The sequence below is a fragment of the Paenibacillus sp. FSL P4-0081 genome (genome assembly GCF_000758565.1).
In the GTDB taxonomy this organism is placed as follows: domain Bacteria; phylum Bacillota; class Bacilli; order Paenibacillales; family Paenibacillaceae; genus Paenibacillus_AQ; species Paenibacillus_AQ phytohabitans.
Window position 1 is genome coordinate 7,131,717 of sequence record NZ_CP009280.1, and the last position, 17,261, is coordinate 7,148,977.

Annotated in this window: 12 protein-coding genes; 7 read left to right on the forward strand and 5 right to left on the reverse strand. The window is 47.5% G+C overall.

Translation table 11 applies throughout. The annotated features are described in order from the left end of the window. The first annotated feature begins 44 nt into the window (after nucleotides 1-44). From P40081_RS30255 to P40081_RS30280, 6 genes are all read left to right on the forward strand, one after another. Nucleotides 45-2,867 (forward strand): O-antigen ligase family protein, encoded by a 2,823-nt coding sequence (locus P40081_RS30255; protein WP_042139806.1) that lies wholly within the window; start codon nucleotides 45-47, stop codon nucleotides 2,865-2,867. A 264-nt stretch (nucleotides 2,868-3,131) separates the two neighbouring features. Then, a complete protein-coding gene (locus P40081_RS30260) occupies nucleotides 3,132-3,827 on the forward strand; it encodes a response regulator transcription factor (RefSeq protein WP_042139808.1) in 696 nt (231 codons plus the stop codon). Between the two features lies 1 nt (nucleotide 3,828). Beyond that, on the forward strand, nucleotides 3,829-4,884 hold the full coding sequence (locus tag P40081_RS30265; protein WP_042139809.1) for a HAMP domain-containing sensor histidine kinase: 1,056 nt from the start codon (nucleotides 3,829-3,831) through the stop codon (nucleotides 4,882-4,884). A gap of 421 nt (nucleotides 4,885-5,305) precedes the next feature. Further along, nucleotides 5,306-6,466, forward strand: a complete 1,161-nt coding sequence (locus tag P40081_RS30270) for an alpha/beta hydrolase (RefSeq protein WP_042139810.1) — start codon at nucleotides 5,306-5,308, stop codon at nucleotides 6,464-6,466. A 27-nt stretch (nucleotides 6,467-6,493) separates the two neighbouring features. Continuing rightward, nucleotides 6,494-7,444: an ABC transporter ATP-binding protein gene (locus tag P40081_RS30275; protein WP_042139811.1), complete on the forward strand. Its 951-nt coding sequence runs from the start codon at nucleotides 6,494-6,496 to the stop codon at nucleotides 7,442-7,444. Continuing rightward, the gene (locus P40081_RS30280) at nucleotides 7,444-8,160 is read left to right on the forward strand and encodes a DUF2705 family protein (protein ID WP_042139812.1); all 717 of its coding nucleotides are present in this window, start codon (nucleotides 7,444-7,446) and stop codon (nucleotides 8,158-8,160) included. Before P40081_RS30275 ends, P40081_RS30280 begins: the two co-directional genes overlap by 1 nt. Before the next feature lie 228 nt (nucleotides 8,161-8,388). Here the strand turns inward: P40081_RS30280 and P40081_RS30285 are convergent, their stop codons facing one another. Genes P40081_RS30285 through P40081_RS30295 form a run of 3 tightly spaced genes read right to left on the reverse strand, consistent with a single transcriptional unit; the run spans nucleotide 8,389 to nucleotide 10,196 of the window. Beyond that, nucleotides 8,389-8,928: a GNAT family N-acetyltransferase gene (locus P40081_RS30285; RefSeq protein ID WP_042139813.1), complete on the reverse strand. Its 540-nt coding sequence runs from the start codon at nucleotides 8,926-8,928 to the stop codon at nucleotides 8,389-8,391. A 44-nt stretch (nucleotides 8,929-8,972) separates the two neighbouring features. Then, a complete protein-coding gene (locus P40081_RS30290) occupies nucleotides 8,973-9,719 on the reverse strand; it encodes a hypothetical protein (RefSeq protein WP_042139814.1) in 747 nt (248 codons plus the stop codon). Further along, on the reverse strand, nucleotides 9,720-10,196 hold the full coding sequence (locus P40081_RS30295; RefSeq protein WP_042139815.1) for a DinB family protein: 477 nt from the start codon (nucleotides 10,194-10,196) through the stop codon (nucleotides 9,720-9,722). It lies immediately after the preceding gene. A 239-nt stretch (nucleotides 10,197-10,435) separates the two neighbouring features. Here P40081_RS30295 and P40081_RS30300 point away from each other — a divergent pair, with 239 nt between their 5' ends. Beyond that, the gene (locus P40081_RS30300; protein WP_081970244.1) at nucleotides 10,436-15,553 is read left to right on the forward strand and encodes a right-handed parallel beta-helix repeat-containing protein; all 5,118 of its coding nucleotides are present in this window, start codon (nucleotides 10,436-10,438) and stop codon (nucleotides 15,551-15,553) included. 58 nt (nucleotides 15,554-15,611) lie between these two features. Here the strand turns inward: P40081_RS30300 and P40081_RS30305 are convergent, their stop codons facing one another. Both P40081_RS30305 and P40081_RS30310 read right to left on the reverse strand, forming a co-directional pair. Then, on the reverse strand, nucleotides 15,612-16,085 hold the full coding sequence (locus P40081_RS30305) for a hypothetical protein (protein ID WP_042139816.1): 474 nt from the start codon (nucleotides 16,083-16,085) through the stop codon (nucleotides 15,612-15,614). A 299-nt stretch (nucleotides 16,086-16,384) separates the two neighbouring features. Beyond that, nucleotides 16,385-17,260 (reverse strand): hypothetical protein, encoded by an 876-nt coding sequence (locus P40081_RS30310; RefSeq protein ID WP_042139817.1) that lies wholly within the window; start codon nucleotides 17,258-17,260, stop codon nucleotides 16,385-16,387. Nucleotide 17,261 lies beyond the last annotated feature (1 nt).

Sequence of the window (17,261 nt, forward strand, 5' to 3'; positions counted from 1 at the left end):
GTTAGAATTAGTAGCGTGAATACTCGAAAAAAGGAGAATATAACGTGTCGAAACCTGTATACGGCAAGCAAGCGGCTCCGTCCAAGACGATCGAAAAGAATTCCGGACCCGCATGGGCGCTCTGCATTGCCTTCATCCTGTTCCTGGGGTGGACCCCCTTCCAGGTTGGATTGTTCAACGGAATGAGAGTGGAATTTGAGAAGCCTATTTATATGGCTGCCTTGCTGAGCGGTCTGCTCCTGCTGGCCTGTGCTGTCCTGTACTTCAAGACCTTCAGGCTGGACGGGCAGCGCGATCTGCTTACCCTCGCCGCAATCCTGCTCCCGTTAACGTACGCCCTGTCACTGTTTGGCGCTGCCTCGCATTATATGGCTATGAACATGCTGTTCACCCAATTTACTTATGCGGCGGTCTTCATTATCAGCGTGTATCTGCTCCGCCAGAGGCAGCTCAATAATGTTATTCAGCTGGGTATCCTCGCAATCGCTTATCTGATCGTCGGTTTCGGTCTATTGAACTGGCTCGGAAGCTGGAAGCTTGCCGGCAGTCTTGTAGGCTGGTTCTCGGATACTGTGGTCAACGGCAAGTACACTGAAGCAGTGATGACCGATTCGAACGGGCTTCGCCTGACTTCCATTTTCCAGTATGCCAATACATATGCAGCGTTCCTGATGGCTTTTCTGTTCGTCGCCTTATTCGCGCTGATCCGCTCCCGGAAATGGTACGGACGGCTGATGCACGGATTTATGCTGGTTCCCTTCATTGTCTCGCTGCTGCTTACCTTGTCCCGCGGCGGTCTGGTCCTGATGCCTGTAGTATTCATTATTCTGCTGCTCTTCCTGAAGCCTGTGCAGCAGATACTCTGGATTATTAATCTCGCCATTGCCGGCGTATTGTCTCTGCTGATTACTAATCCGGTAACCAGACTGGGCCTGGAGCTGAATACGGCCTTCACTTCCTCTGCAGCCCTTGAGGGCTGGGGATACCTGCTGGGTGCATCATTCTGCGCCGCCGCTCTCTGCTGGGTTGTCCAGCATTACTTTGCCCCTTGGCTGAGCCGCAAGCTCGGCAGCACAGAATCACGCCGCTGGAGCGGAGTATGGATTCCTGTGGTATCCGTTGCCGGTGTGTTGCTTATCGCCTTCCTGTTTATCGGAACCCGTGCGCGTAATATTCTGCCGGAGAATATCGGAACACGGCTGGAGAATATCAACTTCAAGCAGCACAGTGTACTTGAACGCTTCACCTTTTACAAAGATGCCATGAAGGTGGTCAAAGATTATCCGTTACTGGGGACCGGAGGCGGGGGCTGGGCGTCACTCTATGAGCACTACCAGAACAACCCTTACCTGAGCCGCCAGGTCCACAACTTTTTCCTGCAGTACCTGATTGAAGTGGGCATTCTCGGCTTTATCGTGTTCATGGGCTTCATCCTGTTCATTTTCTGCAAGTATGTAAGAGGATACCTGAAACGCGACAAAGACGATTACAATAACGGGTTCTTCTATCTCATTATCGCGTTGTCGATTCTTGTTCACAGCCTGCTTGATTTCAATATGAGCTATGCGTTCATGGGGATTCTGGTCTTCCTCGCTCTGGGAGGGATGACCGTTGTCATGGAGAGCAGACCGCTCCGTCTCAAGTGGAACAAGCTTTGGATCAGAGCCGGGTATTTCGGGCTGCTGGGAATCGGCACCGGGTATCTGCTGTTCCTGTCTCTGGGGTATATCAGTTCCAGCTCTGAAGCCTATACCGCCAAGAAGCTGGTCAAAGTCAGCCAATCCTATGAAGAGATCAAGGCCCCTCTGGTAAAAGCACTCAAAACCCGCCCGAATCATCCCGAATCGGCGGCTTATCTATCCATGCTGGATCAGCAGGTATTTACCCAAACACAGAATACACAGTTTCTGGACGAATCCTATACGGTGTTAACCCGCGCACTTGAAGGTGAGCCCTATAACAAAGATCTGCTATCCCAGCTGGCGAAATACTATGATTTGAAGGGCCAGAGTGAAGAATCTTACCGGGTGTATCTCGATAATGCGGACAAGTTCATGTGGGATATTAACTGGTATGATCATCTGATCAGCCGGACCTCGCTCCTTGGGCTGCAGGCCTATGCGAAGCGAGATGAAGCAGGGGAACAGAAGTATTTCAACAGTGCGCTGGCTTCCTACAAACATGTAACGGACGGCATTGAGCATTTGAAGACTCTTCCACCCGAGCAGCTTCAGGGCCGTGAATTCTTCGTTACCTCAACGATTGCTCTGAATGCAGGGCGAATCCAATCCATGTCCGGAGACGAGGAAGCTGCTGGGGCAACGGTGAAGCAAGGCTTCACCAACGGTTACGAAGACTTGACGGAGACCGCAACCCTCTGGGATACAGATTGGTACAGCGCGGTGATCGGCCGTTCCCAGGAGCTGGGAGCCGCAGCCTTGAAGCGGGCACTGGAGGCTTATGCACTGGGCCAGACGGATCTGGGGGATCAGGAGACGGTTAATAAGGAACGGTATTTCAAAACCGGTCTGGACGCTTATGCCCATGCGGCTGCGGATGAAGAATGGTTCAGTACCCTTCCGGCTGAAGATCAGCAGGGACGGGGATCGATGATTACTTCAGTTATGCTGCTGAACGCCGGTAAGATCCAATATTTATCGGAACAATGGCAAGCCGCCGCAGCCACACTGCAGCAAGGGCTGACTGAGGATTATAACGATGCCGTCAACCGGGAAACGGCCCGCTGGTACCTCGCTGTACAGCAGAGAACCCAGAGTGCCCAGGATCAAGCAGTGTATGACAAGCTGATTACGGCTGATCCGGAAGAAGCAGTCAAGATTAACGAAGTTGCCGTTATGCCGCTCTAACTGTACTATTTCAAATTAGAGAACAGTAAAAACAGGCTGTCCCAAAAGCTGTAAAATGGCTTCTGGGACGCCTTCTTTTTTTTGCGTAAGATCAACCACACCGGGAATCGTCACGTTAACCGTGCGTTCGGCATTCTCCGTTTAACCGCTGCAATGGTCCAGGGATGCTGCGGCCGGCAGGAAGGAGACCTGTGGAAGATTGCATCAACCGGATTAACGAATTATTATTTATATCAGGTCTGTTGGTGTCTGGGAGGTAGTCAAATGTCAAAAACGATATTAGTTGTAGACGATGATGAAGAAATCGTAAAACTCATCACCAAAAGTTTAAGGTACGAGCAATTTGAAGTCATCACAGCCAGGTCCGGGGAAGAAGCCTTATCTGCAGTGGATGATAACCACATTGATTTCATTGTTCTGGACATAGTGATGCCTGATATGAATGGACTTGATGTCTGCAGAAATATCCGGACATCCTATAATGTTCCCATCCTTTTTTTAAGTGCGCGTGATCAGGACATTGATAAAATCGTCGGTCTCGAAATAGGAGCAGACGATTACATGACCAAACCTTTCAGTATTCAGGAGCTGGCCTCCAGGATAAAAGCCCATTTCCGAAAAGTGGACAGGCTGCATAAAGAGTGGGATGAGCTTAGCCCCGGTAGAGAAAAGGCAGATGCTCCGCTTATTTTGAACGATAAAACGTTTGAAGCCTTCCTGCATACCCGGAAGCTCGACTTATCCGCGAAAGAATTTCAAATTCTGTCTATCCTTATGCGTCATCCCAATCAGGTACTCAGCCGTGAGCAGATCTATGAGAAGGTCTGGGGAGACGAGTACGGAGAAATCAATACCGTAACGGTCCATATCAAGAATATCCGCAAGAAGTTGGGTCCTGAACATAACTTCATTAAAACCATTTGGGGTATAGGCTATAAATATACGGAAAGAGAGCAATAGGATGAAACTGAAAATAAAACTTCCCCTTTTATTCCTGCTGATGCTTCTCATTCTTATGTTTTCCATTGGACTGTACTTGAAGTTTGTCTTCGCAGTATATTCCCCTATACGCACTACATTGCTGGACTCACGATATATAGCATTGCTGCTGCCCATCTTCGTCATCGCCTGTTGTGTATTTATTATTCTGATCATCTATATTTACTTTTGCATAGAGAAGCCCATCCGGCGTCTGAATACCCGGCTGGGGGAAGTAAATGTTGTCCATCCCCTGCCTCCGCTGGCTTCGAGGGGTAATGACGAGATCGGAGAGCTTTATAAGCACTTCAATAAGATGGAGCATAAACTGCAACTCGCCCACAGAGAACAAACCGATATGATTGCAGCCATCGCCCACGATTTGAAGACACCCCTGACCTCTATTAACGGTTTCACCGAACTGCTGGCTACGCACAAGGACTTACCCGACACTGAAAAGCAGGAATATTATGAACTGATTCAAAAGAAGTCAGCATATATGGTTGAGCTCATCAATGATCTCTCCAGCTTCACCAAACAAAAACTGGAGCTTGAATCCATGGTAGCCGGGCCTGTAAGGGCAACAGAGTTATTTGAAGACATTGCTTTTGAATATGAGTACGAGCTGGCTGGACTTGACAACGAACTGACTTGCCGCCATTCATTCACGGACAGTATATGGCTAATGGTCAATGAACCGATGATCCGCCGGGTGTTCGGCAACCTCTTCAGCAATGCTGTAAGATATGGGGGGAAGAATAAGCTGAACGTGTATATGACCGGATACCTGAGGGAGCATCATGCCTATTTCCAAATCGAGGATAACGGAATCGGCGTGCCGGATAAGGATCTCTCTTCTCTGTTCCTTAAATTCTTCACGGTGGATAAATCGCGGCAAATCCAAAAAGGCGGACTTGGGCTGGGCCTGGCAAGCTGTAAATCTATTATTGAGCATCACGGAGGAGAGATTATGGCCTTCCCTTCCGAATATGGCGGTTTGGGGATAAGATTCAGCCTTCCCCTGGCTTCACTTCACTGATTGTATTTACGCACTTCTGCTTCAACAACCAAAGATTACAGGCTGCTGCCGGGTGTGACACCCAGGCAACAGCCTTTTTGTGTTTTAGCAGTTTATAGTTTTTTATATTCTCTTTATAAACATTTATTTTTCTTTTACCGAAGCTTCATCTTTGGATGTAAAAATAATTTCTATATTAGAAGCACTAAAGAAATAAACAAAAAGCAAAAGAAGCGGAGGGGAAATTTGGAACTGTAGGAGCGGTAGCGACCGCCTGAAAGCTTTCCGCAGGAAAGCTCGCATCGAAAGCATCAGCAAGTCACCGGATTTCACCCGCGAACAGCGGTTCAAAATCAAGAAATCTGGGGACAACAGCGGCCGGAAGTCCAAATGTTCACCGCAGTGACGATGAAGCTTCAAGTTCAAAAAGGAGGATATTAAAATGTCAATTGAGTTCAGCCGCTGGCCCAACAATTACATGATGTCATACCAGGTTACCAAAGCTTTGGGTATGGCAAGCCTCGGTGCTACGGATGTCACCGAAATCTACGAGGCCTGCAAAAGAATTGACCCCGATGACAAAGCTACGTGGCACAGGGAGTGGCTCATCACCGCTCAGGCATTGGAAAAACACGGCAAGGAGGCCGAAACGGCCGGAAACTGGTATACCGCACGGAACTGCTATATTCGTGCCTGCAATTACTATAGAATCGCAGAGTATTCGGTGATGGATGATGATACCCGGAAAATCCGTATCTTTAAAAAGGTTAATGAACTCTTCGAAGCCGCCGGAAAGTACTTCGATGTCCCGCCGGAGAAGATTGAGGTTGATTACGAGGATGTTAAGCTGGATGGTTACTTCTTCTCCCCTTCCTGGATAGAAGGCCCCAAGCCGACCGTATTTGCGCTTAACGGTGGTGACGAGTGGTCCATTGAGAATTATTTCTGGCTGGGTCCTGCCTTCATTGCATGCGGATATAACTTTTTGGTCTATGATCAGCCCGGCACCGGTCTCTCGATGTATGAAAAGGGAAAGGGCAGACGGGCGGACAGCGAAGCGTTTCATTCCCGGGCCATCGACTTCCTTCTGACACGGCCGGAAGTCGATCCGGATAAGATTATCGTGCACGGGGAGAGTTTTGCGGCTTACGACTCCTTGCGCTTCGCTTCGTTCGATCACAGAATTGCTGCCGTCATCTCCGACGGAGGTACGCATGCCTTCGACTGGAAAGCCATGCTGTCCTGGATGCCGCCAAGTCTGGCCGCACACGGCATGCGAATTCTGGGGGCAGACAGCCTGGAGGATTTTGCGGGGAATCCGCGTTTTGCCTATGATCTTGAGGGCGTACTCCACCAGATCGAATGTCCGCTGCTTGTCATGCATGGAGCGGAAGAAATATTGGTTCAGCCCAATCCGCTGACACAAGCTATGAAGAATTACGAGCAGGCAGGTTCGGCAAACAAGACATTCTTCGCGATAGAGGATAGACGGCTTGGCGGATTAGAGCACTGTCAGGTAGATAACATCAACGTGCTGCATGAGGTAGCGCTGAATTGGCTCTGTTCCATTGGGCTTGGGCCAGCCGCACCCCGCCAATCTTAGGGATTGTCATAGGAGGAGTTAACAGCTATGCGAATTTTATCAGAGAAAAGAAGCGGCAGCACGCCCGCTATACAGATTGACGGAGTGCACAAAAGGTTTGGCGATTATACCGTATTAAACAATCTTTCGCTGGAGGTGAGCCAAGGAGAGATCTTTGGATTCCTGGGTCTGAATGGCGCCGGGAAGACAACGACGATCAAGATGCTCCTGGCGATGCTGAAGCCAACCTCCGGCAAGCTCTATATGTTAGGTGAAAAGGTCGATGCCGGAAACTCTAAATTATGGAGCAAGGTCGGATATTTGGAGGAGGCTACTTTTTATCCCGATCTCACGGTAACTGAGAATCTTGACATCGCAAGGCGCATGCAAGGGGTGGCTGACAAGGATGCCGTACATCAGGTGATCTATAAGCTGGGACTTGAGCCGCACCAAAAGAAAAAAGCAAAGCATCTCTCTTTGGGTAACAAGCAGCGCCTGGGACTTGCGAAAGCGATGATTCACAATCCGGAAATTCTAATCTTGGACGAGCCGATCAACGGCCTTGATCCCGCAGGCGTGGCGGAGATACGGAATATGTTATATAATCTGGCAACCAATTTCGGCGTAACTATTTTTATATCCAGCCATCTGTTAGAGGAGCTCTCGAAAGTGTCCACACGCATTGGGATTATTCATAATGGGCGCCTTGTTAAGGAAGTCGCAATGGATAAGCTGGAGCAATCCTTACAGAAAAACCTGGTGGTGAACGGACTGAACAAACCTGCCTTAAAGAAGGTGCTTGAAGAGCATGGCTATGCCTTTGAGGACACCCTGGACGGCTCAATTAAACTAACCAATGAACATGCGGCAGATCATCCTGAACGGCTGGCCGAACTGCTCGTTCAACGCAATCAGCCGCCAACATCGCTCCGGGTGATTACGGAGGATTTGGAAGGGTATTTTCTCCGCACCATTGGTATGACCAGGGGGATTAAATAATGAATATTCTATCTGTGTTACATTGTGAGATTCGCAAGATTATCCGCTCCAATGTGTTCTGGATCATGTTTCTTGTGTTAGGCTTCGGCCCCATCATGATGGGCGTCGGAAATGTATTATCCAGTGACGCCGGCGGTGTCAGCTGGGAGCAGTATTTAACCGGATTGCTTGATACACTTGCCCCGCTGGGGCTTATCGGATATACCTTTGTTGCGGCATGGGTATTCGGACGGGAATTTGCGGATAGAACCATCAAAGATTTGCTGGCAAAGCCCGTGTCCAGAGCGAAAATTGTATTGTCCAAATTCCTTGTCATTTTAGCATGGTGCCTGTTACTTTCCGTCTATATGTTTGCCGTGGGTTTTGCCGTAGGGGCGATCATGGGCGCCCAAGGCGGGTCCGCTTCCTTCATTTCGAGCTTGTTCTTTAAGTTCCTGATCACCTCGCTATTGTACATTTTTGTGACCGCACCAACCATTCTTTTGGCTAATGTGACCAAGGGCTATCTGGCACCCCTGGGGCTCATCCTGATCATCGTCATTCTGTCCAATGTGTTGGCCTCATTTGGATTTGCACCCTATTTCCCATGGACCATCCCGTCGGTATTTCAAAGCACCGGTTCCTTACATCTCAGCAGTATATTGATACTTGCGTATACAGGGATATTCGGAATAGCCGGAACATTTGCCTGGTGGAGATATGCGGAGCAGCCATAAACAAGGAAAGCAACTACTGACAAGCTGATCGCAGCTGATCCGGAAGAAGCAGGCAAGATTAACGAAGTTGCCGTTATGCCGCTCTAACTGTACTATTGCCAGACTAGAGAACAGCAAAAAGAAGCTGTCCCAAAAGCCATGAAACGGCTTCTGGGACGCCTTCTTTTTTTGCGTAAGATCAACGTGTGCACTTGAATGGACGCTCCGCGAACGGGCTGTTGTTCCAATTCAGCCGCGTGCCGCCATATACTCGTTCTTCAGGATAGAGTATTGGTAAGAGTCCAGCCACTTCCCCTTATGGCGCATATGTTCTCTCAGATGTCCTTCGTATACCATTCCTATGTGTTGCATGACTCTGGCAGATCCGATATTCTCCGGGCGGCAGGTCGCGTAGATCCGGTGAAGATCAAGGCCATTGAAGCCCCATTCCAGCAGCACGGCGGCAGCCTCACTTGCAATACCCTGTCCCCAATACAACCGGTTATAGCAATAACCGATTTCTCCCTGCCCTTCTCCGCTGATATGTATCCCGCAGCCGCCTACCAGTACATCCTCCTGCTTCAGAACGACTGCATACTCGAACCCCCGGCGCGGCTCCTGCTGCTGCATATCCAAGGTCAGCCGGATGTAGCTCCGGGTATCCTCCAGGGAATTGGGTCCCCAAATCATATACTTGGCCACTGCCGGATCGGAGGCATATTCATGCACCCGCTGGACATCCTCGGACATGAATTCCCGGATCAGCAGCCGGTTTGTTTCAAACTGCATGCTTGGTCACATCCTTATGCTTACTGTTGTAATCCGGGGAGACTTCATGGCTCAGCAAGTTCAATTCTTGCATATTGCTCTGCGAAATCTTCCCCTTGGTTCAACGCTTGGATTAACTTGAGAAGCCCATCTTCTCCTGCACGAGAGAACCACCGCGTAACTTCATAACAAGCCAAATTGTAATTCTTCCAGGCTTCCGGAGTTCCATAACTGAAAGCATCATACGAGTCTAAAAGGCCGTAATCCACAGGCTTCTTCCCTTTATCCGTTACCTGTTCCCATGCGGCTGTGCTATTAGACAATCTCCCGTCTACCATTGAAGCCAGCCCTTCATCAAACCACACAGGCACTACATTGCGGTTGCGCAGTCGTTCCCTCAATTCAGCGTGGGTGAATTCATGCGAAATCACATTTTCATTAAACCCGTCCGGGCCGATCACAATATAGTTATTCCAGGGCAGGTAATAGGTTTGTCCGGTCGGATTTTCAGTGTATTTCCCCAGACTCCTGGAAGTTAGCGCCACAATCAAATACGGAGTTGAAGTTCGCTCACCAAAAATAGCCGTAACCTTCTCTTGGGCAAGCTCAACGTAAGATAGCAGCTGATCCTGCAGTTCCTTCGACATATCCGGCTCTATATAAACATCCGGTGCCACTTCAACCATGCTAGAGTAATTGACCAAGGCAGCATGCACCGGCTTGGCATAGACTCCCCAAGAGATCATCAGCAGTGCTATTAACAATATACCCGACGCAGCTATTACCTTCATTTTCCGGGTCAATTTCAGCATTTAGTTAAACAGTCCTCTGCCAATAAAGTTAGCCGTAACCGGCGGCTTCCCGATCTCCCGTGACCATACAGACAATTGACCGGTGTGATGGATCTCGTGGGCAATCAGATGCCGCATAACCTCGCCGTATTTATGGAATTCGCGTTCCCCTTCATCCGTGATATCAATCATGATCCGGTCTTCCAGGCTGTCATTCCAGCCGTACACGAATGGAGCCAGCTCCTCATGGCACCGCGCGGATAAATCCTTGACCTGCTGCAAGCTGGCCACTTCCTCGAATGAAGGAATCTCAATCTCTTTCTCTTGTATCCCGCCACAGATCCAGCCATACTCGACGGTCACAATGTGATAGAGCGTAGGAAGAATGTATCCTATGCCTCCAGTGCGTAATTTCATCAGCTCTTCCCCGTCCACCGTCTCACACCAGTCGAACCAGTCTTTGCGCACCTGCCAGTTATACTCGAATAGCTTCAACATGCCGCTGCCTCCAATACTCGTAAATTTCATTACGCTTACTATTCATGATTCGCGATATTCCCCTGTTATCCTCCCTCGTAAACCAAGTGTCATTAACTCATATCCTTTCTCTGCACCACTATATCCGGCGGTTTGTGAAGTATTGATTATAGCTGTACTTTTCACACGTAACGTATAATCTCGTAGATCAGACTTTTACATTGATCAAATCGTTCCAATAAGGAGAGGTTTTAATCATTGTGAGAAAATCAAAACGCTTGTCAGCTATGTTTGTAATTTTCCTGCTCCTGTTCTCGTCTATTCCACTATCTCTGTCTGCTGAGGAAGTACGCCAAGAAAAACAGGTGGATCTGGGACCTTGGGCGTTCAGCGCCTTCGGACCGGGTACAGTACCAGCTACGAACCCCGAACCTATTGTTCAAGATCCAAATACAGTAATAATGAGTACGTACGGCGGAAAGATTGCTTCTGGAGAGGAGGGACTTTCCTTTTATTACAAAGAACTTCCCGTTGACACGAACTTTGAGCTCCAAGCCAAAGCTACAGTGAATTTATTTAACAGCAGATCCAGCGTCAGCACGCCTAATCAGAAATCCTTCGGACTTATGCTCAGGGATACTGTTGGAACAAATGGAGATGACAGCAAAACCATTTCTAATTATGCTGCAGTCGGTGCGTTGGATCAGGTAATGAAAGGATTTTATAAAAAAACCTCGCAAATAAAGCTTCCTGCATTTAGCGGAATCAATGCTCCTGCTGCGGGAGAAACCTATAATCTCAGCATTAAAAAATCAGGCAATACTTATCTGCTAAGCATCGGTGAACAAACTCAAATTGTAACACTCGACGATACATTCACGGATACGATCTTTGCCGGAATCTATGTAGCAAGAGATGCGGAAGTAACCTTCAGTGAACTAGACATCAAGGTCGAGGCCAAACGTGTATCCCACTTAATCGCTGATACGAGCGGGATGACCAAAACCTCCTATCTGATGGGTGAACCCCTTGATCTGACCGGACTGGCCGTTAAGGCTGTCTTTTCTGATAACAGTGAAGCCGTGTTGTCTTCCGCTGATTATATTGTTACCGGCTTTGACAGCACTAAGGCTGGAGAGAATACGATCAGGATTAATTATAACGGCGCTTCGGCAACCATCCCGCTGCAAATTATCCCGCTGACAGTGACCTCCTTATCGGTAAAATATGAGCCGGCCAAAACGGTCTATTATCCGGGAGATACGTTTGATCCGGAGGGACTTGTGGTCGTTGCTGACTATAATGATCATTACCTGATCACAGAACTGGACAGCCGTCTCTATTCGCTCTCCATCGGCGGACAGCCCGTTACTGATACATCGCCGCATGTGTTTACGGATTCAGGTCCATATGAAATCAATATCACCTCCACAGAGACTCCATCCATGGCGGCTGCCTTTAACGTTGAAGTCATTGACGCTGCCCTGTCCAAGCTGGAGATTAGACATGAACCCAAACAAACCGTCTATTATACCGGTGATTCCATCCAATTAGAAGGATTAGCAGTTTATGCCCATTATTCTGATGGCACTCAGATCCGCCTGACCAAAGATGAATATACCGTCACTCCCCTCAACACCTCGGTACCAGGAGATAAAGAAATCACAGTAACTCATAAAGGATCAACAGCAACCTTCCACGTTAAGGTCCAAATGAAAGAGCTAACCGGTATCGAAGTAACAGGCTATCCGGCAACGACCTTTTTTATAGGCGATAACTTTAACAGCGATCATCTGATCGTATCGAAAGTCTATGACAACTTGGACCGGGAAGTCCTAAGCGATTTCATCCTGGACAGCTCCAAGTTTGATAACCAAAGGGCCGGAGTGTATGACATCGGGATCATCCCTGCGGATACATCCATTCAGCCGATTACGTATTCAGTCACGGTAAAAGAGAAGCTTGAACCCGTCTGGCGCAGCATTCAATTCGGCCAATCCACATCCGCTGCTAATAACAAGATGCTTCTACAAGAGGACGGAACGGTAGAGCTGATTGCCCTGGAAGGCGGCGGCAAGGTGACTGAAGACCACGATGGCATTACCTTCTATTACACAGAGCTTGATGCGTCAGAAGATAATTTCATGCTGTCTGCGGATATCTCCGTGTCGGCTTTTGCCAAAACTCCATATGACGGACAAGAGTCATTCGGCATCATGGCACGGGATGCTATTGGGACGCCTGGAAATTCCAGCGTATTCGCCTCGAATATCGCTGCTATCGGCGGCTACAGCGGCGGTACCAAAAGCGCCATCGGCACCCAGCTCTTTGTCCGGTCCGGCATCTTGAAGTCTGACGGAACCGGAAGTAAAGGCATTCAGACGATCATGCTGAGGAATGAGCGGCCTGCCCCCGGCAACACGGCTCCTGCAGCTCCTTATCGTCTAACGCTCTCCAAGACGAATAGCGGCTTTACTGGACAGCTTAACAATGATCAGGAAGCTATCATTTTTGAGCCGGATATTCTTAACGTACAAGACGCCAAAATGTATGTCGGATTCTATGCGGCACGTCTCGCTACAATTAATATCCGCAATATCCAGTTGACGGTGACATCAGCAGCTACAGATTCTCCTAAGGTTGAACCACCGGCAGCTCCGGTTATACCAAGCTTGAGCATACTATCTCTAAGCAAGACTTCTACACCAGAATATCAAATGATTGTTCGTCCGAATGTCAACGGAACCGTAACGGTGAAGCAAGGCTCTAAAATCATCGCCCAGGATATCGAGGCTAAAGCCGATAAGCGTCTTGCGGTTCCGGCGGTACTCGCTGATCAGGGGGATACGAACTTCAGCGTTACTTTTGTACCAGATGATACCCAGTATTTGACCTCTTACGATAAAATCGTCCATAACTTCACAGTAACCCTGAGCAGCTATGGGGAGGGAGAACATATCTATGTATCTCCTGCAGGAACAAGTGCCGGGGAGGGTACGGCTGATCTCCCGCTTGATCTCGACACCGCCATTGAATATGTCAGACCAGGCCAGCATATTATCGTGCTTGACGGCCATTACGTGCGGAAATCACCGCTTGTCATTCAGAGGTACAATGATGGAACCGCAGCCGCTAAGAAGTACCTGGAGGCGGCACCAGGGGCAAGACCCGTCATCGATTTTGACAAAAAAACAGAAGGCGTGCTGCTCAGCGGGAACTATTGGCATGTGAAGGGGATTGATTTCACCCGCTCGGCGCCAAATACGAAAGGCTTTACGGTTGGAGGGAATTATAACATCGTGGAGAATAGCCGCTTCTATGCTAACGGGGACACAGGCCTCCAAATCAGCCGTACGGACGGAACGGCACAAGAAATAGCCGAATGGCCATCCTACAACTTAATTCTAAACAGCACCTCCTTCGATAACCGTGATCCGGCAGACAATAATGCAGATGGCTTTGCCGCGAAATTGACTTCAGGTATTGGGAATATTTTCAGAGGATGCCTGGCACATAACAATATTGACGATGGCTGGGACTTGTATACCAAAGCAGGCTCAGGCGCAATCGGTCCAGTATTAATCGAGAATAGCGCAGCCTTCAACAATGGATTTTTAACAGACGGAACGGTTGGCGCCGGCGATAAAAACGGATTCAAGCTGGGGGGAGAAGGCATCAAAGTCCCTCATACCATCCGCAATTCCATTGCCTTCGGAAATGGCGCGTATGGCTTCACCAGTAACAGTAATCCGGGTGTAATTGCTATGAACAATATCGGATTTAATAATACACGCGGAAATATGAGCTTCACCACTTATGGCCAAATCACTGCAGACTTTAGGATCGACGGCTTCGTATCCTACCAGACGGGCAGCATCGGGAAAGACCAGTATCCAGCTGCTTTGGCTGCCGACAATAACTTCATGTACGATGGTACAGCGTCAGTCAATAAGTCAGGCAAGCAGCTGACAGATGCTAACTTTGCTAGTTTGAATCCAGTGAACTCTTATACGAGGGATGCGGAGGGAAATATCATCTGGGGTGACTTCCTGAAGTTCATTCCCTTTGAGGAGCCGGGACCGGGAACTCAGCCAGAGCCAGAACCGGAACCAGAAACAGAGCCAAGTCCGGGTCCTTCTGCTACACCGGCGCCTTCTGCCACACCGGGTTCTACGGCAACACCGGGTCCCACGGCTACACCAATTCCAGCTGCTGCTCCAAATACCGGCGGCTCCGGATCAACAGCTGGAGATTCTTCGACTACAGTACTCCTGCTGGACGGCAGCGTCAGAATTGAACTGCCCATAACGGTTGATGCAGGGAAAGCCAGCGCCCTACTGATGGATTCCTCTTTACAAAAAATAATTGCTTTGGCCAAAGCGGATTCAACCGGTAATAAAACAATCCGGATTCCGCTTACTGTTGATCCGGCCAAGGACATCAAGGAATATGAGTTGCGCCTACCTGCTTCAGCATTTCGCCCAGGAGCTTCTGCCTTGCAGATAGAGGTCAGCTCGTCACTGGCCACGATTATGTTACCAGACAGTCTCTTCCCTGCAGCAATCCTCGACGGCGTGAAGACTGTAACTTTACTAGTAAGAACAGTCGATACGGAAGGAACGCTTAAAGGGAAGTTAGGAGACAGTCCGCTAATCGGGTATGAGCTTCGCCTGGATGGGATAAAGCTTCAAGCAGACAGCCTGCAATCAGCCATACAGATCGGACTTCCGCATTCACCAGCTGTTCCTGCAGCGGACAATGCCTTTATTGTTGTGTGGCATGTCAATGACAAGGGAATCATCCTGCCTGTAATCAGCGGGGATTATAAGGCAGAGAGGCAGCAGGCCATTTTCTCAACCACTCTTTCGTCCGGCCACTATGCAGCGGTCTATAATCACAAGACATTCCAGGATATCCCCCATTGGCATTGGGCAAAGTCCGCAGTGGAAGTACTTACTTCCAAGGGCATAATTAACGGTATATCTGAAACTGAATTCCGGCCGGATCAGGCCGTTACACGTGCGGAATTCGCGCTTTTACTGGTGCGGGCTTTGGGACTGAGTGCAGCAGAAGGGGGCGGCCTCGCGGAGACATCTTCTACGCATCCGAATGAGCCGCTCTCCCGGCAAGAGATGTTTGTTATGGCAGCTAGAGCCCTACAGGCTGCAGAAGTTTGGAATCCGGGTACGATACCTGCCTCCGGTTTAGACAGCTTTACAGATCGCCACCTAATTAACATTGATGCGGCCGATGATATTGCGGCACTGGCAGCAGCTGGTCTCATTAAGGGAGACGGCCGGCAGCAGCTCAAGCCCACTGCATATTCCACGCGTGCCGAAGCGGCGATGTTGATATACCGGATTCTTATGCGCAAATAAAAGAGACCCCCAAAACCATGTTGAAGTGGTTTTGGGGGTCTTTTATCCTATAGTGGGCCTATTTTTGCAATTTTTCTTCGATATAAGCATAATCAAGTAAACTAAGTAAACTTGGGGTAAAGTACTTTATCTGGTATTGATCCAAATCACTATTGACAATTAGCTGACCGTTCTCTTTTCTAAGCAGCTGATCTGAACCATTTTCTAAAAACAACAGATTCCCACCATATTGTTTTATTAATTTCCCTATAATTTTAATCAAAGCTTCTAGTCCTTGATAAAAGGTGTCACCAAATAACTGCACCCTAATGGAAATATTAACATCTAAGTCATAATGGCTTCTAACAAAACTTATGTCAGAAATATCCTCAAGCTCAAGAGCCAATGAAAAGTATTCAGTTCCGATAACTATTTCTTCTTCATCACTGTAAACCGATACCTTTTCGTTCAAAATTTTAATTATAATTTTTTCAATAACTTCTGCCAATGCACTACAACTCAATTTAGATTCTAAAAACAATTCAAAATCCATGCATATCTATCCTCCAAATATCCGTGTGATTTTTCCGTCAACCACAAATAATATTTCTTGCAAGTTTTTTAAATCTCCGTTTGGATTAGCTTTCCTTAGAACCCCTTCAGTGATCTCAGTTATTTTTGCTGAAGTAAAACCATCTAAATTTAGTACAATTCTCTGACATAAAAAACAGGTCAACTATGGTGGAATCACCAATAATGACCTGTTCTATACGACACAGTGATTTACACTCAATATTAAAGACGAGGATGATGAAGTTTAGTTCATGAAAGAATTACCCAGCTGTTCAGTCTTTAATGATCAAAGAAATTGATTTCATACAATAAATGTGCTTCCTCAGTCTGGTTGTTTATAGTAACTTCACTGTTGTTTCTTGTAACCAAAGTACTGCGTTTCTGTTTCCAATACCCTTGCTTTACCGATAGCTCGTAATCCCCTGGCAATGCATTTGTGAATTGCTTGAAAAATCGTAGCATCTTCTTTAATCTTAAAATATCTTCATGTGCAAAAATATGACCACAGGATAAATTTATTGTTGCACCAGTATTACTAATATTAATCTGTATATCTCCCCAGTTGAGCATAAATTCAGAGGTGTAATCGGGATCTTCTACCACACTGACGTTATATTCTTTCTCATGTTCCTCAACTAGTTTTATGCTTTCAAGCTTGATCTCTTCTGTAGTAAGGCCTGCATCAATTCGCACTCCGAATTTTTTGTATGTTCCCTGAATATAAGTAAGTGATAGAACCTCAATATCACCATTGAAAAAGTGGCTGTCCACAAGCAAGGAATCATCTTTTCTCTCAAGTATTTTATATTCAGAATCTTTTAAAAGGAGAGCCTCTCCGATATTACTTTTTAGCATTTCACCTAAAAACTCAATGAATTTTCTGTCTCCGTTCTCGTATACATTACATTCTAAGCCATAGTTCACTTCAATATCAAAATCTCTAGATATACTCTTTACATTAAATTGTGTTGTGGTAAAGCTGAAAAAATTACATTTAACATATAATGTATCTCCTTCACCTTCTTCACTCTCTTCTTGCTGTGTGAAGCTAATGTCACTTTCATTTCCCATAACATTTTCCACAAGCTGTAGAAGTGAATTTTCAATTTCTTCTCTTTTAAGTACGTTGTTGCAGAAATAATATGTTATTTCCATA